This window comes from Verrucosispora sp. NA02020, assembly GCF_013364215.1.
Lineage (GTDB): Bacteria > Actinomycetota > Actinomycetes > Mycobacteriales > Micromonosporaceae > Micromonospora.
This window is the reverse complement of record NZ_CP054923.1, coordinates 5,972,367-5,991,825: the sequence shown is the minus strand read 5'-3', so window position 1 is coordinate 5,991,825 and position 19,459 is coordinate 5,972,367. Positions and strand designations below refer to the sequence as shown.

19 protein-coding genes are annotated in these 19,459 nt (G+C 72.1%); 8 read left to right on the top strand and 11 right to left on the bottom strand.

Translation table 11 applies throughout. The features are described from left to right. Positions 1-118: 118 nt before the first annotated feature. The 3 genes from HUT12_RS26680 to HUT12_RS26670 all read right to left on the bottom strand — a co-directional run bounded on the left by HUT12_RS26680 (position 119) and on the right by HUT12_RS26670 (position 1,608). The gene (locus HUT12_RS26680; RefSeq protein ID WP_131052250.1) at positions 119-418 is read right to left on the bottom strand and encodes a DUF1540 domain-containing protein; all 300 of its coding nucleotides are present in this window, start codon (positions 416-418) and stop codon (positions 119-121) included. A gap of 73 nt (positions 419-491) precedes the next feature. Further along, positions 492-935, bottom strand: coding sequence for a DUF4878 domain-containing protein (locus HUT12_RS26675; protein ID WP_131052249.1), 444 nt, complete (start codon positions 933-935; stop codon positions 492-494). 52 nt (positions 936-987) lie between these two features. Then, the gene (locus tag HUT12_RS26670) at positions 988-1,608 is read right to left on the bottom strand and encodes a DUF4126 domain-containing protein (RefSeq protein WP_131052268.1); all 621 of its coding nucleotides are present in this window, start codon (positions 1,606-1,608) and stop codon (positions 988-990) included. 71 nt (positions 1,609-1,679) lie between these two features. Here HUT12_RS26670 and nucS point away from each other — a divergent pair, with 71 nt between their 5' ends. Next, positions 1,680-2,339, top strand: coding sequence for an endonuclease NucS (nucS, locus tag HUT12_RS26665; protein ID WP_131052248.1), 660 nt, complete (start codon positions 1,680-1,682; stop codon positions 2,337-2,339). A 15-nt stretch (positions 2,340-2,354) separates the two neighbouring features. Here nucS and HUT12_RS26660 read toward each other — a convergent pair whose 3' ends face one another. Next, positions 2,355-3,032 (bottom strand): methyltransferase domain-containing protein, encoded by a 678-nt coding sequence (locus tag HUT12_RS26660; protein WP_176095100.1) that lies wholly within the window; start codon positions 3,030-3,032, stop codon positions 2,355-2,357. Between the two features lie 102 nt (positions 3,033-3,134). Continuing rightward, entirely contained in the window at positions 3,135-4,631 is a 1,497-nt protein-coding gene (locus HUT12_RS26655; protein WP_176095099.1) for an aldehyde dehydrogenase family protein, read from the bottom strand. A 272-nt stretch (positions 4,632-4,903) separates the two neighbouring features. On the opposite strand from HUT12_RS26655, the gene HUT12_RS26650 reads away from it, so the two are divergent. The 4 genes from HUT12_RS26650 to HUT12_RS26635 all read left to right on the top strand — a co-directional run bounded on the left by HUT12_RS26650 (position 4,904) and on the right by HUT12_RS26635 (position 8,756). Beyond that, on the top strand, positions 4,904-5,308 hold the full coding sequence (locus tag HUT12_RS26650; RefSeq protein ID WP_236145640.1) for an FHA domain-containing protein: 405 nt from the start codon (positions 4,904-4,906) through the stop codon (positions 5,306-5,308). A 168-nt stretch (positions 5,309-5,476) separates the two neighbouring features. Beyond that, positions 5,477-7,255: a 3-hydroxyacyl-CoA dehydrogenase family protein gene (locus tag HUT12_RS26645; RefSeq protein ID WP_176095098.1), complete on the top strand. Its 1,779-nt coding sequence runs from the start codon at positions 5,477-5,479 to the stop codon at positions 7,253-7,255. Between the two features lie 109 nt (positions 7,256-7,364). Beyond that, positions 7,365-7,691, top strand: coding sequence for a hypothetical protein (locus HUT12_RS26640; RefSeq protein WP_131052243.1), 327 nt, complete (start codon positions 7,365-7,367; stop codon positions 7,689-7,691). A gap of 255 nt (positions 7,692-7,946) precedes the next feature. Then, positions 7,947-8,756: an alpha/beta hydrolase gene (locus HUT12_RS26635; RefSeq protein WP_176095097.1), complete on the top strand. Its 810-nt coding sequence runs from the start codon at positions 7,947-7,949 to the stop codon at positions 8,754-8,756. Positions 8,757-8,766: 10 nt separating this feature from the next. On the opposite strand, the gene HUT12_RS26630 is transcribed toward HUT12_RS26635, so the two are convergent. From HUT12_RS26630 to HUT12_RS26620, 3 genes are all read right to left on the bottom strand, one after another. Beyond that, complete coding sequence (locus tag HUT12_RS26630; protein ID WP_254876967.1) at positions 8,767-9,870, bottom strand: AI-2E family transporter; 1,104 nt, start codon at positions 9,868-9,870, stop codon at positions 8,767-8,769. A gap of 446 nt (positions 9,871-10,316) precedes the next feature. Beyond that, on the bottom strand, positions 10,317-10,499 hold the full coding sequence (locus HUT12_RS26625) for a DUF397 domain-containing protein (protein WP_131056393.1): 183 nt from the start codon (positions 10,497-10,499) through the stop codon (positions 10,317-10,319). Next, the gene (locus HUT12_RS26620) at positions 10,490-11,290 is read right to left on the bottom strand and encodes a helix-turn-helix transcriptional regulator (RefSeq protein WP_176095095.1); all 801 of its coding nucleotides are present in this window, start codon (positions 11,288-11,290) and stop codon (positions 10,490-10,492) included. Before HUT12_RS26620 ends, HUT12_RS26625 begins: the two co-directional genes overlap by 10 nt. Positions 11,291-11,640: 350 nt before the next feature. Between HUT12_RS26620 and HUT12_RS26615 the strand changes: the two genes are divergently transcribed. Next, entirely contained in the window at positions 11,641-11,985 is a 345-nt protein-coding gene (locus tag HUT12_RS26615) for a hypothetical protein (protein WP_176095094.1), read from the top strand. 137 nt (positions 11,986-12,122) lie between these two features. On the opposite strand, the gene HUT12_RS26610 is transcribed toward HUT12_RS26615, so the two are convergent. The 3 genes from HUT12_RS26610 to mce all read right to left on the bottom strand — a co-directional run bounded on the left by HUT12_RS26610 (position 12,123) and on the right by mce (position 17,055). Beyond that, entirely contained in the window at positions 12,123-14,411 is a 2,289-nt protein-coding gene (locus HUT12_RS26610; RefSeq protein ID WP_176095093.1) for a hypothetical protein, read from the bottom strand. A 176-nt stretch (positions 14,412-14,587) separates the two neighbouring features. Further along, positions 14,588-15,856 (bottom strand): DivIVA domain-containing protein, encoded by a 1,269-nt coding sequence (locus tag HUT12_RS26605; RefSeq protein ID WP_131055905.1) that lies wholly within the window; start codon positions 15,854-15,856, stop codon positions 14,588-14,590. A gap of 734 nt (positions 15,857-16,590) precedes the next feature. Further along, positions 16,591-17,055, bottom strand: coding sequence for a methylmalonyl-CoA epimerase (gene mce / locus HUT12_RS26600; RefSeq protein WP_131055907.1), 465 nt, complete (start codon positions 17,053-17,055; stop codon positions 16,591-16,593). A gap of 61 nt (positions 17,056-17,116) precedes the next feature. On the opposite strand from mce, the gene HUT12_RS26595 reads away from it, so the two are divergent. Both HUT12_RS26595 and meaB read left to right on the top strand, forming a co-directional pair. Then, positions 17,117-18,316, top strand: a complete 1,200-nt coding sequence (locus tag HUT12_RS26595; protein WP_176095092.1) for an acetyl-CoA C-acetyltransferase — start codon at positions 17,117-17,119, stop codon at positions 18,314-18,316. Between the two features lie 91 nt (positions 18,317-18,407). Continuing rightward, on the top strand, positions 18,408-19,409 hold the full coding sequence (meaB, locus tag HUT12_RS26590) for a methylmalonyl Co-A mutase-associated GTPase MeaB (RefSeq protein ID WP_176095091.1): 1,002 nt from the start codon (positions 18,408-18,410) through the stop codon (positions 19,407-19,409). The last annotated feature ends 50 nt before the right edge of the window (positions 19,410-19,459 follow it).

Sequence of the window (19,459 nt, the reverse complement as noted above, 5' to 3'; positions counted from 1 at the left end):
GGGGGTGGTGGTTCCTCCCCGTCACGGGCGACTCGGACCCGGGCGTCACCGTCGTTCCGCTGTGCGGTTCTGCACAGTTCCGGGTCCGTCCGCCCGGCGGACGCCACCCGGAGGTCGATCAGCGGTGGCTGTACGTCATGCAGTCGGCCATGTCGGCGTCCGGGCCGACCTTGATCGACGGGGCCTGGCACTCCAACTGCTGGTTGTGCCGACAGTCGGCCCGCTGGCACGCGCCCACCTGGGCCACCTGGCCGTCGATGCCGGCGCGGACGGCCGGCATCTCGATGAACGTGTGGCAGTGCGCGTGGTCCATGCTGCCGATCGTGATGGCGAAGGCGTTGCAGTCGCCGGTGTGGTTGTACGCGCAGGCGGACACCACGCACTCCTGGACCCGGGGCATCTCCATCGCTGCGGTCATGACCCACCCTCCTCCGTTGATTTGCCCTAATTTTAGGCTTTCGGAGGGCTGGGCTGGACCGATTCGCCGGTCCTCAGGGGCAGACGCGCCACTCGCCGTCCTCGCGGAGCAGGCTGATCGACTCGTTCGTCTCGCCGTTGGCCGTCTCCAGGCGTACCGACGCGGCCCCGGTGGTCCGGCCGTTGTTGGTGGAGACCCGCATCCCGGTGATGTCGTACTCCACCAGTTTCGGCATCGCCTGCCGTTGCCGGGCGAACTCGTCCGCCGTGACCTCGTCGCGTTGCCGCTGGCAGAGACGGTCGTAGGCGCGCTGGTGGTCGCCGTCCCGGAGGGCGTCCAGATACTCGCCGGTGGCGCTGCGGGCCGGACCGACCGCGTCCTGCACGGTCTGGTAGAGGAACCAGCCGCCGACCGCACCGCCCAGGCAGCAGAGGGCGACGACCACCCCCACCACGACGAGCACGATCCGCAGCGGGCGGTTGTTGCGGGGCGGGACCGGAGTCGGGTGGTACGTCATGCGGGGCAGCGTAGATCCACTACGCAACCGGTCTGCCCCGCGTACCTGAGGATCAGACCCGGAAGCCGGCGTCCCGGGCGGCCTGGCGTTCCCGGCGTCGGTCCGCGCGTCGGCGCAGGAACCACGGCAGATAGAGGGCGAACGCGACCAGGAACACCAGCACCAGCACCGGCAGCACGATCGCCACCAGGGACATCACCACGCTGGTCGCGTCCTCGGCGGTGCTCGCCACCGGGGCGCCGAAACCGGCCGTGGTCGCGTTGATGACCGGCCGGGCGGCGGACTTGAGCAGGTGTACGCCGAGCGCGATCAGCACCCCGACGACGACCGGTAGCCACTGGCCGCCGTCGGTGAAGAAGCTGTCCGGGTCGCTGACCGTCACCGTCTCCGAGGCGGAGCCGGCACCGAAGGCCAGCCCACCGGCGGTCGGCCGGACCACCGTCTGCACCAGGTCGTTGACGTGGTCCACCACCGGCACCTTGTCCGCGACGACCTCGACGACGAGCAGCACGGCGAGGATGCCCAGCACCCAGTCGTTACCGAGCCACTGCCAGCCGCCGGGCAGGTCGATGACGCTGGTGAAACGGGCCAGACCGCCCATCAACAGCAGCGGGATGTAGGCGTTGAGCCCCGCCGAGGCGGCGAGGCCGGTACCGGTCAGCACTTCGAGCACCATCTCAGCATGGCACCGGCGCGCCAGTGCCGCTCGGCGGCGATGCCCGGCCTCTCCGCTACCCTCGTCGGGTGCGGTTGGTGATTGCGAAATGCTCGGTGGACTATGTCGGACGCCTCTCGGCCCACCTGCCGCCGGCCACCCGGCTGCTCATGGTGAAGGCGGACGGCTCGGTGTCCATCCACGCCGACGACCGGGCCTACAAGCCGTTGAACTGGATGAGCCCGCCCTGTCGGCTGGAGGAGGCGCCCGGGGTGTGGCGGGTGGTCAACAAGGCCGGTGAGGAACTGCGGATCACCCTGGAGGAGATCTTTCAGGACACCTCGTACGAACTCGGCGTCGACCCGGGGCTGCGCAAGGACGGGGTGGAGGCACACCTGCAGGAGTTGCTGGCCGCCAACCCGGAGACGCTGGGCGAGGGGTACACGCTGGTCCGCCGCGAGTACATGACCGCCATCGGGCCGGTCGACCTGCTCTGCCGCGACGCCGACCAGGGCACGGTCGCGGTCGAGGTGAAGCGCCGGGGCGAGATCGACGGCGTCGAGCAGCTCACCCGCTACCTCGAACTGCTCAACCGCGATCCGTTGCTCGCACCGGTGGCCGGCGTCTTCGCCGCGCAGGAGATCAAGCCGCAGGCGCGGGTGCTCGCCCGGGATCGCGGCATCCGGTGCGTGGTGGTCGACTACGACCGGCTGCGCGGCATCGAGCGCGACGAACTGACCCTGTTCTGAGGGTCGGCGGCGCGGTCAGGTGGTGCGTTGGCGGGGGATCGTGGTGCGGACCGCGATCAGCGACTTGGGCAGGCCGCCGACCCGCTCCACCAGGATGCGGGACTGCGGGAAGTAGTGCCGCATCTGGGACCGGTCCAGCAGCTCGGTCCAGAGCACCTGGTGGATGGCCGCGTCGTGGGAGTGGGTGGCCTTGTGCCCGAGCGGCCAGCGCCGGGCGACCGCGGTGCGCAGGCGTACCGGCAGGAACTGCATGCCCGGGGCGATCCAGTGCGGCTCGATCGGGAAGTAGCGGTACGGCGTCTGCACCCAGTGCCGCTCGGCCAGCGTGTGCACCGCCTCGGCGAACCGCAGCCGGCGCTCGTGTCCACCCACGTGTTCCAGCACCGAGTTGGAGAAGACCAGGTCGTAGCGGCGCCCGGTGATGTGGGCCGGCAGGTCGCAGGCGTCGGCCTGGTCGACCTCGGCCCACTCGGGCACGTCGACGGCGGGTCGCTCCAGGTTGACCACGTGTACGCGGGCCGGCCGGACGGCCGCGCGGGTCCAGGTGCCGAGGCGTCCACCAAGGTCGATCACGTTCATCTCGGACAGCCGGGGAAACGTGCGGACCAGCCATTCGGCGCGGCGTTGGCGTTGCCGCGCGGCCCATGAGCCGTCCTTGTCGACGAGATGGAATCGCAATCGATGGGGGCGCATTTAACGGAATGTACCGTCGCGGCTACCGACGCTAAACCTCTGTCCCGTATCGAAGCCGACGATGATCGGCTTTCCGACAGTGGCGGCTTTCGGACCGCCTGCTTACCTGCCGTAGAGCATCTTGACCGCTTTGACGAGACGGGCCACGTCAGCAGGGGTGCGGTCGAAGGTGGTCGACGGCAGGAGCGTCCGGCCCCGGCGACGGGTCACCGCCTTGGCCCGGCCGAACTCGCGCAGCCCGTCCTCGCCGTGGATCCGGCCGAACCCCGACTCGCCGACCCCGCCGAAGGGCAGGGTGGACATGCCGGCGAAGGTGAGCGCCGAGTTGATCGACGCCATGCCGGACCGGAGTCGACGGGCGATCGCCACCGCCCGACGCCGCCCGAAGACCGAACCGCCCAGACCGTAGGGCAGGGCGTTGGCCCGGGCGAGCGCCTCGTCCGCGTCCCGCACCCGGTTGACGGTCAGCGTCGGGCCGAAGGTCTCCTCGCGTACGGCCGCGGAGTCCTCGGGCACGTCCACCAGCACGGTCGGGTGCGCGTACGGCGGCCGGACCGCGTCCCGGCCGCCGAGGGCGGCGCGTCCGCCCCGGGTCAGCGCGTCGTCGATGTGCCGTCGGATGACGTCGAGCTGGCTGGGCATGGTGATCGGGCCGACGTCGGCGTCGTCGGGGCCCACGGTGAGGCGGCCCGCCCGCTCGACCACCTTGTCGACGAACGCGTCGAAGACCGGCTCCACCGCGTAGACCCGCTCGATGCCGATGCACGTCTGCCCGGCGTTGGTCATCGCACCCCAGACGGCGGCCTCGGCGGCGGCGTCCAGGTCGGCGTCCGCGTCGACGATCATCGCGTCCTTGCCGCCGGCCTCCAACAGCACCGGGGTCAGCGACTCGGCGCAGGCCGCCATCACCTTCTTCGCGGTGGCGGTGGAGCCGGTGAAGGCGAGCTTGTCGACGCCGGACCGGCACAGTGCCGCGCCCACGTCGGCGAGGCCGTGCACCGCGCTGAACACCGGCTGCTCGGGCACCACCTCGGCGAACGTGTCGACCAGCCACTGCCCGACCACCGGGGTGTACTCGCTCGGTTTGAGGACCACGGCGTTGCCGGCGGCCAGCGCGTACGCGGCGGAGCCGATGGGGGTGAAGACCGGGTAGTTCCACGGCCCGATCACCCCGACCACCCCGTACGGCTGGTACTCCAGGTGGGCCGAGAACTCGGCCAGGATGAGCCGGGACCGGACCCGGCGGGCGCCGAGCACCCGGCGCGCGTTGTTCGCCGCCCAGTCGACGTGCTCCACCGCGGTCACGATCTCGACCAGCGCGTCCGCGATCGGCTTGCCACCCTCGGCGTGGACCAGCTCCGCCAGCGTCTCCATCCGCTGCGCGAGCAGCCGCCGCCAGCGCAGCAGCCGTTCCCGCCGCCCGTCGAAGCCGAGACCGGCCCACCACAGGCCGGCGGCGCGGGCGTTCGCGACGGCGCGCTCCACCTCCACGCCGGTGGCGACCGGTACGCGTCCCGCCTCGTCGCCGGTGGCCGGGTTGGTCGAGATCAGGTGGCCGCCCTCGATCGTCGGGGTGCCGGGGCGGTGGGGAGCCGTCATGACGGGATTCTAGACCCGAATATTACTCACAGGTAGGGAGTGGTGCGGGGCCGAGCGGGCTGGGCGGCGGATGGTTGAATCGGACTGAGCAGCAGTTTTCGCCGGAAGGCAGGTGCCCTGTCCACCGAAAGGGTCGAACGGAAGGTGTCCGGCCGGTTACTCGGTGATGACTGGCCGGGTGGTGGAGGTGGCCGCCCGGTGGTGGCAGGCTGACGCGGGGGTGGCCGCGCGGGGTGGAGGTCCGACTGTCCATGGAGGAATATCCGCAACTGATGCCGCTGCTGACAGTGGCCGCCGGGCCCATGCGCGGGCTCGGGTTCCGGCTGCGTCGTCAGCCGCAGGTGATCGGCCGCGATCCGGCGGTCGACATCGTCGTGCACGACCCGCATCTGAGTCGTCGGCACGCCGAGATCTGGCTGGCCGGCGAGGGGGTGTCCCTGGTGGACCTCGGCTCGACGAACGGCACCTGGGTGAACGAACGTCGGATCACCGAGCTGACCCGGCTCAGCGACGGCGACGTGGTCCGGATCGGTCGTACCGACCTGCGGTTCTTCGACCCGGGGGTGGCGCTCACCGACCCGGTGGGCTTCAGCTTCGGGGTGCCGCGCCAGGAGCGGCGACCGACGCTGCCGCTGCCGGTCGCGCCCTCCACACGCGCCATCACCGGCGGCTCCTGACCTGTTGCACCCGGCCGCTGGCCTGAGCCCGACCGCCGACCTGTGCCCGGCGCGGTGACAAACCCCACCGCGTCTGGACAGGCCCGCGCCACGTGGCAGACTCGCGCGCATGACCTGAGCGACCGTTAAAGTCCGGTCGCCGGTTCCGCGGACAAGGGGAGGCCGGGCGTGGCGCGCGAGTTCACCAGCGTGGGTGTGGTGGGTCTGGGCACCATGGGTGCCGGCATCGTCGAGGTCTTCGCCCGCAGCGGCGTCGACGTGGTGGCCGTCGAGATCACCGACGACGCCCTGGACCGTGGCCGGGCCACGCTGACCCGCTCGACCGACCGGGCCGTGGCCAAGGGCCGGCTCGCCGCCGCCGACCGGGACGCCCTGCACGGCCGGGTCACCTTCGCCGTCGGGCTGGACGCGCTGCACGCGGTCGACCTGGTGATCGAGGCGGTACCCGAGCGCCTCGACCTGAAGCGGCGGCTCTTCGCCGACCTGGACCGGATCTGCAGGCCCGAGGCCGTCCTCGCCACCAACACCTCGTCGTTGAGCGTCACCGAGATCGCGGTCGCCACCGGCCGGCCCGAACAGGTGATCGGCATCCACTTCTTCAACCCGGCACCGGTGATGAAGCTGGTCGAGGTCGTGCGCACGGTCGTCACCGCCGACGACGTGGTGACCGACGTGGAGGCGCTCTGCGGGCGACTCGGCAAGGTCGACGTCACCATCGGCGACCGGGCCGGCTTCGTCGCCAACGCGCTGCTGTTCGGCTACCTCAACCACGCCGTCACGATGGTCGAGGCGGGGTACGCGACCCGCGAGGACATCGACGTCGCGATGAAGCTCGGCTGCGGACTGCCGATGGGCCCGCTGGCCCTGATGGACCTGATCGGGCTGGACACGTCCTACGAGGTCCTGGACACCATGTACCGCCGTGGCGGCCGGGACCGCCGACACGCCCCGGCGCCACTGCTGCGCCAGATGGTGACCGCCGGGCTGCTCGGGCGGAAGTCCGGCCGGGGCTTCTACACCTACGAGCGGCCCGGCTCCGGCACCGTCGTGCCCGACGCACGGACGCCGGCACCGGCCGGCGAGGCACCCACCGACCCGGTACGCACCGTCGGCGTGGTCGGAGCAGGCGCGTCGGCGCACCGGCTCGTCGCGGTCTTCGCCGCCGCCGGATACCAGGTCGTCGCGGTCGGCCCCGGATTCGGGGATCCCACGACGGCCGGTGCGGCGGTGCGGACCGCACTGGACGAGAACGTCTCCCCCGACCGGTTGAGCGAGGCCGACCGTGCCGCCGCCCTCGGCCGGATCACCTGGTCGACGGCGTCGACGGCGCTGGCCGACGCGGACCTGGTGGTCGAGGCGGTGGCCGACGATCTCGACGTCAAGAAGGCCCTCCTCGCCGAGGTGGCCGCAGTCTGCAAGCCGGGCGCCGTGCTGGCCACCACCACCTCCGCGCTGCCGGTGATCGACCTGGCGATGGCGACCGGGCGCCCGGACGACGTGGTGGGCCTGCACCTCGTGCACCCGGGCACCTCGACGCCGCTGGTCGAGATCGTGCGGACCATCCGGACCTCGGACCAGGTGGTGGACACCGCGCGGGCGGTCTGTGCCACGCTGGGGCGGACCGCAGTGGTCTGCGCCGATCGGGCCGGTTTCATCGTCAACGCGCTGCTGTTCCCGTACCTCAACGACGCGGTGCGGATGCTGGAGGCCGGCTACGCCGGCACCGACGACGTCGACCACGCCATGAGGCTCGGCTGCGGTTACCCCGTCGGCCCGTTCGCCCTGCTCGACGCGGTCGGTCTGGACGTGGCGCTGGCCGTCCAGCGGCGGTTGTACGGGGAACTGCGCGATCCGGGCTTCGCCCCGGCTCCACTGCTGGAGCAGTTGGTGACCGCCGGTCACCTCGGCGACCGCACCGGGCGCGGCTTCCGCTCGCTGCCTTCGTGAAAGGAAGGGCACCTTATTAACGCCTGCGGTATAGGAAGGGTCCCCTGCTAACCGCAGCGCCGGCCAGCCGACGCGAAGCACGGTGCCACCCGGCCTTACGCTGGGTGATGTGAGCCCTCGTCGCAACCGTCCCCGCCGTGACGACGACACGCGTCTGGACGCCGAACGTGCCCGGCACGGAGTCGCCTCGGTGCAGCAGTGGCGGGACGGCGACTGGCAGGTACGCGCGATCAGCGGCGGTGGGTCGACCAAGACGTACCGCTGTCCCGGCTGCGACCAGGAGATCCGGCCCGGCGTGGCGCATCTGGTCGCCTGGCCGGCCGACGACCGGGGCGACCTGACCGACCGGCGGCACTGGCACACCGGCTGCTGGCGCGCCCGGGACCGGCGGACACCGGGGATCCAGCGCGGCCGCAGCGCCCCCCGCCACGGCTGAACGCCGGCGCACGTCCGTCGTCGGCCGCCGGGTCGCCAAGTCGCCCGTCGCCCGTCGCCGGGTTGCCGGTCGCCGGTCGCCGGGTTGCCGGTCGCCGGTCGCCGGGTTGCCCGTCGCCGGTCGCCGGTCGCCGGGTCGCGGGTCGCCGGGTTGCCGAGTCGCCCGTTGCGGCGGCGCGGGCAGCCTGTACCCGCCTTCCGGCGATCTTTGTCACCTGCCCGCGCGGCCGGGCCGTTGGGACGGGAGGATGGGGGAGTGAGTGCACCCATTCGCGCGTCGTCGATCCTGCCCGGCCGCCGGGAGGACATCGAACTGCACACCGCGGACGGACTGCGGCTGGTCGGTGAGCTGGCCCGCCCGGCCGACCGCGAGCCGGTGGCCACCCTGGTCTGCCTGCATCCGCTGCCCACCCACGGCGGAATGATGGACAGCCACGTGTTCCGCAAGGCGGCCTGGCGGCTGCCCGCGCTGGCCGACCTGGCCGTGCTGCGGTTCAACACCCGGGGCACCAGCAGCGTGCGCGGCACCAGCGAGGGCAGCTTCGACTCGGCCGTCGGCGAGCGGTACGACGTGGCCGCCGCCATCGAGTACGCCGAGTTCCACGAGCTGCCGAACATCTGGCTGCTGGGCTGGTCGTTCGGCACCGACCTGGTGCTCAAGTACGGCGGTGACCCGGCCGTGTCCGGCGCGATCCTGCTCTCCCCGCCGCTGCGCTTCTCCGAGCCGGCCGATCTGGCCAACTGGGCCGAGTCGGGTCGACCGTTGACCGCGCTGGTGCCGGAGTTCGACGACTACCTCCGCCCCGAGCAGGCCCGCGAGCGGTTCGCCGCGGTGCCGCAGGCCGAAGTGGTCGGGGTACCGGGGGCAAAGCACCTCTGGGTCGGAGACGCCGAGACGGTGTTGGACGAGGTGGTCCGGCGGGTCAACCCGGCGGTGCCGGTGCCGCTGCCGACGACCTGGGACGGTCCGATGGAGACCGGCGACGCCAGCGCGTACGCCGACCGCACGGTGGCCGCCTTCGCCGACACCCCGGTCACCGGCCCGGAGCAGCGTCGCGCCGACTGAGTCCTGCCGGTCAGCGGCGATCCTGGCGGGGGATCACCACCTCGCGCAGGACGATCTGGATCGCGGCGACCGTCGGGATGGCGATCAGCGCGCCGATGACCCCGAGCAGTGATACCCCGAGGAGCGCGGCGACCAGTGCCGCCACCTCGTTGACGTGCACCGACCGACGCATGATCTTGGGGTAGAGCAGGTAGTTCTCGATCTGCTGATAGATCACGAAGAACACGATGCAGGCGATGCCGACGGACGGCTCGGTGGCGAACCCGACCAGGCTGACGACCACCGCGCCGAGCGTCGCGCCGATCTGCGGGATGAGGTCCGTGATCGCCACGACCACGGCGAGCGCGAACGGGTACGGCAGGCCCACCGCGAGCGCGAAGACGAAGGCGGCGACACCGGCCAGCACGGCGATGGAGAGCGCGCCGACCATGTACGCGCCGACCTTGGTCAGCATCTCGTCCCCGATGAGCTGCACCCGCTCCCGACGCGAGCGCGGCACCAGGGCGTACGCGAGGTCGCGCATCCGGTCGAAGTAGACCAGGAAATAGATCGTCAGCACCAGCACGGTGAGCACCCGGAACAGCGTGCCGAAGAGGAACTGGGCACCGCCGAGCACACCGCCCAGCGCCCGACCGACCACGTCGGCGCTGGCCAACTCCTGCGCCCGCCGCATCAGGTCGAACTGTTCCACCAGATCGTTGACCGTCTCGTTGCGACGCAACGACTCCAGGTAGCTCGGCAACTGGTCGATGAACTGCGTCGTCTGGGTGACGATCGGCGGCACCAGGGCCAGTACGCCCGCACTCAGCAGCGCCACCACGACGAGCGCCACGAGTGCCACGGCCAGGCCGCGCGGCACCCCCCACGACCGCAGGCGCACGACCGCCGGGTGCAGGCCCACCGCGAGGAACAGCGCGATGACCACCAGCACGACCATCCCGGCCGCGTTGCGCAACCCCAGATAGACGGCGTACGCGAGCAGCACGCCGAGCGCACCGGTGAACCCGACCAGGAAGCTGTTGCGCCGCAGCGGTCGCCCCGGCGTACCGAACCGACCCGCCTCCGCTCCGGCCGGACCGTCCATTGCCCCGGAGGCCGACGCTTCCCTGGCCATCTCGGCAGTCGACGAGCTCTCGTGGTCGGAGCTCACCGCCATCGCCCTGGGCCGCCCCGCCGTAGGCTGTTCCCCGGCACGCTGGCCCGCTCGGGGCTGGTCCCTGTCGTCCTGGCTCGCGCTGTCGTGCTGGCCCGCCCTTGGTTGCTCACGTTTGGGTTGCTCTCGTTCGGGCTGCTCCGGCCCGTCCTGCGCCATTCGGTCTCCCCGCTCTGGCCCGGGCTGATCGCTGCCTGAGCCGTGTCGGTCCCGCCCAGCCTCGCTGGCCGTCGGATCCTGCTCGGCAGGGTAATGCGGGGTCGGCGGACCGAGCCAGCAGATGCGTCGTATCGGGGGCTGCTGAGCCGCCCGACCGCTCGTGGGCCGGGATGACTCGACCAGGGCGGTGGGGCTTTGCTGCTGGTCACCGACCCGCGTGGTCGCTCACCCTCGCGGTTGCCACCGGCTCAGCGCTGTTTGATCTGCCGGATGAACGAGCGCCAGATCTGCGGGGCGAATGCGAGCACCGGGCCCTGCCGGTCCTTACTGTCGCGGACCGCGACCACGCCGGGCAGGTTGTCGGCCACCTCCACGCAGTCGGTGTTGCCGCTGCGGCTGGCGGTGCGCCAGGTCGCGCCGTTCAGGTCCATGACTTCGCCACCCTGTCGAGGAGTTCGATCGACTGCTGGCGAGACAGCGCCTCGTTGCGCACCGTCTCCCAGCGCGCCAACAGCGTAGCCAGGTCCGTCTCGCTGTCGGTCGGCGTGGCGGTCAGTTGGTTCTCCATGATCGCCACCCAGCCGCCCTCCTCGCTGCGGGCCAGCGAGAACGGACCGGAGAGCCCGATGTGCACCCCGACCCCGAGCGGGACGACGTGGATGCTGACCTGGGTTCGCTCCGCCCAGGCGATCAGGTGCTCGATCTGGTGCACCATGACAGGCCAGAAGCGCTCCTCCCTCCGATGCAGGACGGCCTCGTCGACGACCGCGATGAGTTGCGGCGGCTCCGGCTGGGTGAGGACGGTCTGCCGGTCCAGCCGGGCGGCGACCCGCCGGTCCACCTCCTCGTCGCTGAGCAGGTCGTCGCAGCGGATCACCGCGCGGGCGTAGCCCTCGGTCTGCAACAGGGCCGGGATCAGCGTGGGCTGGAAGACCCGGAGTTGCCGGGCCATGCGTTCGGCGTCCAGCCACGGCAGGAACCACGAGGGCTGTCCCTCCCGTTCGGCGATCCGCTGCAACGCGACCAGCAGACCGCCGGAGCGCAGCACCTCGTCGGCGCGGGCGAGCAACGACCGGTCGTACGGTCGGCTGCCGGTCTCGACGGCCGAGACCATCGACGGCGAGTAGTGCACCTGCTTGCCGAACTCCTCCTGACTGAGCCCGGCGGCCACGCGCAGTCGGCGAAGCTGGGCCCGGATCAGGTCCGCCGTCGTTCCCTCCACAGTGCCTCCACAGTCTGCGCCCGAGAAACGCTCGGGATTTCCGGTCGGGGGCGGGACTTCGCAGCGGTACGACGACCAGCCTCGATGCCTTCCGACAGTAGTGGTTTGCTCAGCAGACTGTCAGCCATGCCGGACTGGTTCGTAGCCGAGGGGGCGCGGGCTGGTCCAGGCCGGGGCCGCCCCCGCCTTCCCCCCCGCGTGGGCGGCCCCTCCCGCAGTCCTGGCCGCATCCGTCGTCGCGTGAGCGGCAGGTGTGTCCGGGCTTTCCCGAGGGAGGTCGATGTGCGCAGTCAGCGTTGCCAGTGCCCGACGAGGTGGCGGGCGAAGGGCAGTTCGCCGGGCGGCCTCTCATGATCACGACACGCCTGCCCGTACCGGGTGACGGTCCCCGTCCCGAGCGCCCCCGCTCCGTCGGCAGTCGGCCCCCGCACACCCCGCTCCGGCCGACCTGGTGTTGCCGCGCCGACGGGCAGCCGTGGCCCTGCGGAGAGGCCCGCCTGCTGCTCCGATCGGAGTACGACGCCAACAGCGCCGGCCTCACCATCTATCTGGCCGGTCTGATGTACGAGGCGATGCGGGACCTGTACCACCTGAACCCGCACGACGGCCCTGAACCCCGGACGCTGTTCGACCGGTTCGTCGCCTGGGGCGCGGCCCGTCGACCGATCGCCCACCGCCGCCCCGACTCACTCTGACCGCCGAGCACCGAGCACCGAGCACCGGGTGCCGGGTGGTAGGTGCCTTACCGGGTGCCGGAAGCCGGAGTTCGGGACGCGGCGCGGTGTTCAGCCCTCGGCGGGCCGGGGCAGGGCCGCGTCGCCCCGCATCCGGCTCAGTCCGAGGTGACCTTGCTCGGCTTGGCGCTGCGTTCGTCAGTGGTCGGCTTGGTCGGGCGCTTGCCGTTCTCGCCGGTGCTGGTGATCTTCGTCGGGGTGGCGCTGCGTCCGCCGGTGCCGGGCACCGCCGCCACCGTCGGTTCGCCGTCCACACCGGCGCTCGCCGTACTGCCGTCGACCGAGGTGGGCTCGGTGGCCGGCTTCGCCGTCGCGTCCTCGACCGTGGTGACCGGCTCCGCGACCGGCTTCGTCGCCGGCCCGTCGTCGTCCGTGATCGCCGACGTCGTGGCCAGTTCGTCGTCACCTGCGGTCGCGGGCTCCGTGGCCGGTCCGTCGCCACCCATGGCCGCCGACCCGTCGTCACCTGAGGTCGCGGGCCTGGTGGCGGTGTCGGCCGCGCCACCCGGTCCGCCCGCCGCACCGACGACGCCGTTGATCGGGCGGTTGCCGTTGACGGCGACCGGCGCCGTGGCGGAGGCAGCCGGGACAGACGCGGTGGTGACGGAGGCACCCGTGGTGGAGGCGGCCATGGCGGGCGCGGCCACGGTGGCGGGAGCACCCGGACCGTCGGGGCCCGCCGCCGCCGTCAGCCGCAGGTCGAGCAGCTTGCGCTGCAGTTCGTCGGACTCCTGCCGGGACTTCCAGGTCTCCTGACGCAGGTCGGCGAGCTGCTGCTGAGCTTTGGCGATCTCCAGCATCACCTGGGCGAGCTGCTGGCGGCTCGCCGCCGCCTCCTGCTGCGTCGCGGCCAGGTGCTGTTGCGTGGTGGCCAGGTGCTGCTGGGTGGTGGCGGCGTACTCCTCGAACTGGCGGCGGGAGGAGGCGACGTACTCGTCGGCCTCGCGGCGCGCACCGGTGACGTGCTCGTCGGCCTCGCGGCGGGTGACGGTGGCGTACTCGTCGGCCTCGCGGCGCTTGTCGGCCGCCTCGGTGCCGGCGTCGCGCAGCAGCGCGGTGGCCCGCTCCTCGGCCTCGGCGCGTACCGTCGCGGCCTCCTCCTCGGCGGCCTGGCGGATCGCGTCGGCGCCCTGCTCGATCTCGTTCTTCCGGGTGGTGTACTCCGATTCGAGCTCGGTGCGGCGGGTCTCGAAACCCGACTCCAACTCGACGGTACGGGCCCGGAACTGCTCGTCCAGCTCGGCGTTGCGCGTCGTGTACTGCTTCTCCAGCTCCTCGCGACGGCCGGTGAACTCACGCTCGGCGGTCGCCCGTCGCTCGGCCAGCTCCCGGTCCGCCGCCTCCCGCCGGCCGTTGACCTCCTTCTCCACCCCAGCCCGCCAGGCACCCAGTTCCTGCTGCGCCTGGGCGCGGGCGTGCTGCACGTACGCCTCGGTCTCGGTGCGCATGCGCTGCGCGTACGCCTCGGTCTCGGTGCGGGTGCGACGGGCGGCCTCGGTGGTCTGCGCGGTCAGCCGATCGGCCTCCTGGCGAGCCTTGTCGCGCGCGGCGCGACCGGCCGTGGCGGCGTCGTCGATGATCTGCTTGGCCTCCTGCTGGGCCTTGGCGTGCGTGGCGCGACCCGCCTCGGTGGCCTGGTCGACCAGTCGCTTGGCCTCCTGCTGGGCCTTGGCGTGCACCTCCTTGGCCGCGTCGCGGAGCTGGGTGGCCTCCTGCTGGGCGGTGGCGTGCACCTCGCGGGCCGCCTCGCGGAGCTTGGTCGCCTCCTGCTGGGCCCGGGTGTGGATCTCCTTGGCGGCGTCGCGGAGCTGGGTTGCCTCCTGCTCGGCCTTGGCCAGCGCCTCCTGGGCGACCTTGCGCAGCCGGGCGGCCTCCTCGCGGGCGGCCCGGGCGGCGGCCTCGGACTCCGCCTTACGGGCGGCGGCCTGGCGCTCCTCCTCGGCCCGCCGGGTGGCCAGCGCGATCTCGAAGTCCTTGAGCGCCTTGGCGGCCTCGGCGCGCGCCTCGTCGATGATGTGTTCGGCGGTGGCCCGGCGCGCCTCGATCTCCTCGTGGGCGGCACCGAGAATGTCCTCGGCCTGCTCCTCGGCCAGAGCGAGGATCTGCTCCACCCGGGGGCCCAGATGACGGAACGCGGCCCGGTCGACCACGCCGACCTGCTTACGGACCTGGGCGAGGTCACGCTGGAGCACCTCGACCTGACCGGCCAGCTTGTGGATCTGGGTGTAGGCCTGTTCCCGTTCGGCCGCCAACGCCGAGATCTCGTGCTCCGCACGAGCGACATACCGGTCGACCTGCCGTTTTTCGTACCCTCGCAGGGCGGACTCGAAGCTGGGCTCCGTGGTCACATCCCCGCCGAGAGAGAACAGTTCCTCGCCGTGCGACATGCTCCCATCCTCACACGCAACGGCCACTCCTGGGGCGATACGGACGCCCCTGTTGGGAGCTACTTCACGTGCCGGGGGAGCGGGATGCCGACACGTCCCGCGTATGCAGGGCGGCGCGGGGTGGCACCGTCACCCGGTGTCACCCCGCGCCGTCGATCATGCCCCGATCCGCCGGATCAGCTGGTGGTCTCCGCAGCGACCTTCTCGTCGGCCTCGTCGGCCTTCTTGGCCGCCGGCTTGTCGGCTGCGGCGGCGTTCGCGTTGTTCGGTACGCCCGGCACGATGCCGGCCAGTCCGGAGAGCATCTGCCCGAGCTGCGAGGTGACCGCGTCCTTCTGCCGGGTGAGGTCCTCGACCTCGCGGCGGGCCGCCTGGGTGGTCAGCTCGGCCTCGGTGCGCGCCTCGTTGAGCAGACGCTGCGACTCGGCGCGAGCCTCGCTGAGGGTCCGCTCGGAGAGCGCCTTGGCCTTCTCGATCGTCTCGGTGGCGTTGCGCTCGGACTCGACCCGCCGGGCCTCGGCGCGCTGCTCGATCTCCTTGGCGCGCTCCTGCGCGGCCCGGGCACGCTGCTCGGCCTCGCTGACCAGCTTCTGGGTCTGCGCGACCTGGGCGGCGTGCCGCTCGGACTCCTCGCGCTCTGCCTTCTCCCGCCGCTCGGCGAGCTGCAGCTCCAGCGCCTGAAGGTCCTTGTCGCGCTTGTCGCGGGCGTCGGTGAGCAGCTTGGTCGCCTCGGCGCGCTTCTCCTCGGCCTCACGGGCGGCCTTGGCCCGCTGCTGGGTGATCTCCCGCTCGGCGGTGGCCCGCAGCGTGGCAACCTCACGCTCGACGGTCGACTTCAGCTCGGCGACCTCGTGCGCGGTCACCGTACGCAGCTGCTTGGTCTCCCGCTCCGCGTCGGCGCGCAGCGTGTCGGCCTCCCGGCGGGCCTGCACCCGGACCTCGGCCGCCTCGCGCTCGGCGGCGGTGCGGACGTTGCCCGCCTCCCGCTCGGCGCTGGCCTTCATGGCCGCGGCCTCGGCGCGGGCCTTGTCGGTGATCTCCCGCGCCTCGAGGCGGGCGGCGGAGAGGATGCCCTCCGACTCGCGCTTGGCCTCGTTGCGGTGGTCGTTGGCCTGCTCCTCGGCGAGCCGGAGGATCTGCTCGACCCGGGTGCCGAGACCGGAGAGCGTCGGGCGGCTGTTCTCCTCCAGCTGCTTGCTGGTGTCGGTGAGCTTCTGCTCCAGGGCGGTGAGCCGCTGCTCGGACTGCCGGAGCCGGCGCTGGGCGTCGTTGAGCGCCTGCTCGGCGTCAGCGCGATCCTTGTTGGCCTGGCTCAGGGCGGCGTTGAGCCGGCCGATGAAGTCGTCGACCTGACCGGTGTTGTATCCGCGCAGGCCAACCGTGAAATCGGGCTGCGAGTTCGCGTTATCGAAGAACGCGAGAGGGGAGGACTGCTGCTGGGGCATTGGGACATACTGGCAGACCCCCCGGGGTGCTTCGCAAGAGCGTGCCGCCCTTTGCCGTCCTCATTACATGGTCAACTCGACAGCGCGCCGGACCGCCGGGGGAAGTGGCGATCTTGCCAGCTCCGAGGCGAGCGTGATGGCACGCAGCGTGACGCGGAAAAGGGGCCCGGTGTCCTTATGTTTCCGGCCGCCCCCGTCCCACTCGAATGGGTGTCGGCGTACCTCTGGGAAAGCCAAAGGCGGTTCACCGAATGGCCACCGGGACCTCGTCCGTGAGGTCAGCCGTCGCGTCCGCTCCGCCGTACCCGGGCACAGCGACCGCCCGCACCCGAGCCGCGTCGTCCCGGCGAGCTGCGGCTGCATCCGCTGCGCTGCGTGTGCGTACGGGCGAGCTGCGCGAGGGTACGGCGCGGCTCGGGTGTGGGTGAGGGCGAGCTGCGTATGCGCACGGCGCACTGCGGGTGCGCACGGCGCACTGCGGGTGCGCACGGCGCGGTGCGGGTGCGCACGGCGCGGTGCGGGTGCGCACGGCGCGGTGCGGGTGCGCACGGCGCGGTGCGGGTGCGTGCGGCGCGGTGCGGGTGCGTGCGGCGCGGTGCGTGCGGCGCGCTGCGTGTTAGGAGGGGACCCCTGCTATGCACGAGGCGTTAGCAGGGGGCCCTTCCTTGCACCGCACCCCCGGCGTCGGGCCTCGACACGGCGCGCTCGACCACGGCGCGCTCGACGTCGGGTACTCAGGCGGGTTGGACCAGCTCGATCAGGACGCCGCCGGCGTCCTTGGGGTGCACGAAGTTGATCCGGGAGTCGGCGGTGCCGCGTCGGGGCGTCTCGTACAGCAGGCGTACGCCGCGCTCGCGCAGGGCCGCACAGGCCACGTCGATGTCGGCCACGGTGTACGCGACCTGCTGCACGCCGGGGCCGTTGCGGTCGAGGAACTTCCCGATCGTCGACTCCGGGGTCAGCGGGGCGAGTAGCTGCACGCACCCGCCCTCGGCGGTCGGCCCGACCGTCAGCATCGCCTCGCGTACCCCCTGCTCGGCGTTGACCTCGGTGTGCACGCAGCGCATGCCGAAGGTCCGTTGGTAGAAGTCGATCGCGGCGTCGAGGTCGGCGACCGCGATCCCGACATGGTCGATGCGGCGTAGACCGATGTCTGTGACATAGTCGGCAGCGGGCTCGGCGGGGGAGTTCTCAGGCATGACGCTAGTCTGGCCGAACGATAGTTAAGGCGTACAGGTCGGCACCCCCTCGGAGGCAGTCATGGCTTCGGTGATCGTCAGTGGCGCGCGGACCCCGATGGGGCGCCTGCTGGGCAACCTGAAGGACCTACCCGCGACGAAACTGGGCGGTATCGCCATCTCCGCGGCACTGGAACGTGCCGGCGTGGCCCCGGACCAGGTCCAGTACGTGATCATGGGGCAGGTGCTCCAGGCCGGTACCGGCCAGATCCCGGCCCGCCAGGCGGCGGTGGAGGCGGGCATCCCGATGTCGGTGCCCGCGTTGACCATCAACAAGGTCTGTCTCTCCGGCCTGGACGCGATCGCGCTGGCCGACCAGTTGATCCGGGCCGGCGAGTTCGACGTGGTGGTGGCCGGTGGCATGGAGTCGATGACCAATGCCCCCCACCTGCTGCTCGGTCAGCGGGGCGGCTACAAGTACGGCGACGTGGTGGTCAAGGACCACATGGCGCTCGACGGGTTGACCGACGCGTGGGACTGCTGCTCGATGGGGGAGTCCACCGAGCGCCACGGCGCCGAGCGGGAGATCAGCCGCGAGGAGCAGGACGCCTTCGCCGCCGCCAGCCACCAGCGGGCCGCCGCCGCGCAGAAGAACGGTCACTTCGCCGACGAGATCACCCCGGTCGTCATCCCGCAGCGCAAGGGTGACCCGCTGGTGGTCAGCGAGGACGAGGGCATCCGTCCGGACACCACCGTCGAGACGTTGGGCAAGCTCCGTCCGGCCTTCGCCAAGGACGGCACCATCACCGCCGGCAGTTCGTCGCCGATCTCCGACGGCGCCGCCGCGGTGGTCGTGATGAGCAAGGCGAAGGCCAAGGAACTCGGGCTGACCTGGCTGGCCGAGGTGGGCGCGCACGGCAACGTGGCGGGCCCGGACAACTCCCTGCACTCGCAGCCGTCCAACGCCATCCAGCACGCGTTGCGCAAGGGCGGGCTGGGCATCTCCGACCTCGACCTGATCGAGGTCAACGAGGCGTTCGCCCAGGTCGGTATCCAGTCCACCCGTGATCTCGGGATCAGCCCGGACAAGGTCAACGTCAACGGTGGCGCGATCGCGCTGGGGCACCCGATCGGCATGTCCGGCGCCCGGCTGGTGCTGACCCTGGCGATGGAGCTGAAGCGGCGTGGCGGCGGCACCGGCGCGGCGGCGCTCTGCGGTGGCGGTGGCCAGGGCGACGCATTGATCATCCACGTCCCCGCCCCCACCGAGACCGACCTGTGAGCACGAGGAGCACGCCGATCCGGCGAGCCCGGCAGTCGGGAACGACGAGTGGCGCGGTGCGCGGGCGGGTCGTGCGGTCGAGGGCGGCTGCATGAGCGAGGCGACGGGGAGCGCGCCGGCCGCGGCTGGTTCGGTGCGACGCAGTCGGGACGTACCGATGCTGGTCGAGCGGGCCCGCGAGGGTGACCCGCGCGCGGTCGCCCGCCTGATCACCCTGGTCGAGTCGGGTGACGAGACGCTGCCGCGCATCGCGGCGGCGCTCGCACCGCACACCGGCCGGGCCCAGGTGGTCGGGTTGACCGGTTCGCCGGGGGTGGGCAAGTCGACCACCACCAACGAGCTGGTCCGCGCGCTGCGGGCGCGGGGGCACCGGGTCGGCGTGCTGGCGATCGACCCGTCCAGTCCGTTCACCGGTGGGGCGATCCTCGGTGACCGGGTACGGATGCAGGACCACGCCACCGACCCCGGTGTGTACATCCGGTCGATGTCCAGCCGGGGTCACCTGGGCGGGCTGTCGGCGGCCACCCCGCAGGCGGTGCGGGTGCTGGAGGGCGCCGGCTGCGACGTGGTGCTGGTGGAGACCGTCGGGGTCGGGCAGGCCGAGGTGGAGGTGGCCTCGCTCGCCGACACCACGCTGGTGCTGCTCGCGCCGGGCATGGGCGACGCGATCCAGGCGGTGAAGGCCGGCATCCTGGAGATCGCCGACATCTTCGTGGTGAACAAGGCCGACCGGGACGGCGCCGACGCGACGGTCCGGGACATCCAGGGCATGATCGCGCTCGGTGAGCGCGGCCCGGGGCAGTGGCGGCCACAGGTGGTGCGGGCGGTCGCCGTGCGGGGCGAGGGCATCGACGACGTCGCCGCCGCCGTCGACAAGCACCGTGACTGGTTGGTCGCGCACGACGAGCTGCGCCGCCGCCGGGAGGCGCGGGCCGCCGCCGAGGTCGAGGCGATCGCGCTCGGCGCGCTGCGCGCCCGGATCGGCTCGCTTCGCGACGGTACGCAGTTGCCGGCGCTCGCCGCCGAGGTCGCCGCCGGTGCGGTCGATCCGTACGCCGCTGCGGACACCCTGCTGGCCCAGCTCTCCGGCTGAACGTAGTCCACTGCGGACCGTCTCCGGCGGTTACGCTCGCACCGCCTTCG

Coding starts and splice junctions, on each gene's coding strand:
- HUT12_RS26680 (WP_131052250.1), bottom strand. CDS start 418: ATGACCGCAGCGATGGAGATGCCCCGGGTCCAGGAGTGCGTGGTGTCC.
- HUT12_RS26675 (WP_131052249.1), bottom strand. CDS start 935: ATGACGTACCACCCGACTCCGGTCCCGCCCCGCAACAACCGCCCGCTG.
- HUT12_RS26660 (WP_176095100.1), bottom strand. CDS start 3,032: ATGCGCCCCCATCGATTGCGATTCCATCTCGTCGACAAGGACGGCTCA.
- HUT12_RS26655 (WP_176095099.1), bottom strand. CDS start 4,631: ATGACGGCTCCCCACCGCCCCGGCACCCCGACGATCGAGGGCGGCCAC.
- HUT12_RS26650 (WP_236145640.1), top strand. CDS start 4,904: ATGCCGCTGCTGACAGTGGCCGCCGGGCCCATGCGCGGGCTCGGGTTC.
- HUT12_RS26630 (WP_254876967.1), bottom strand. CDS start 9,870: ATGGCCAGGGAAGCGTCGGCCTCCGGGGCAATGGACGGTCCGGCCGGA.
- HUT12_RS26625 (WP_131056393.1), bottom strand. CDS start 10,499: ATGGACCTGAACGGCGCGACCTGGCGCACCGCCAGCCGCAGCGGCAAC.
- HUT12_RS26615 (WP_176095094.1), top strand. CDS start 11,641: ATGATCACGACACGCCTGCCCGTACCGGGTGACGGTCCCCGTCCCGAG.
- HUT12_RS26610 (WP_176095093.1), bottom strand. CDS start 14,411: ATGTCGCACGGCGAGGAACTGTTCTCTCTCGGCGGGGATGTGACCACG.
- HUT12_RS26605 (WP_131055905.1), bottom strand. CDS start 15,856: ATGCCCCAGCAGCAGTCCTCCCCTCTCGCGTTCTTCGATAACGCGAAC.
- mce (WP_131055907.1), bottom strand. CDS start 17,055: ATGCCTGAGAACTCCCCCGCCGAGCCCGCTGCCGACTATGTCACAGAC.
- HUT12_RS26595 (WP_176095092.1), top strand. CDS start 17,117: ATGGCTTCGGTGATCGTCAGTGGCGCGCGGACCCCGATGGGGCGCCTG.
- meaB (WP_176095091.1), top strand. CDS start 18,408: ATGAGCGAGGCGACGGGGAGCGCGCCGGCCGCGGCTGGTTCGGTGCGA.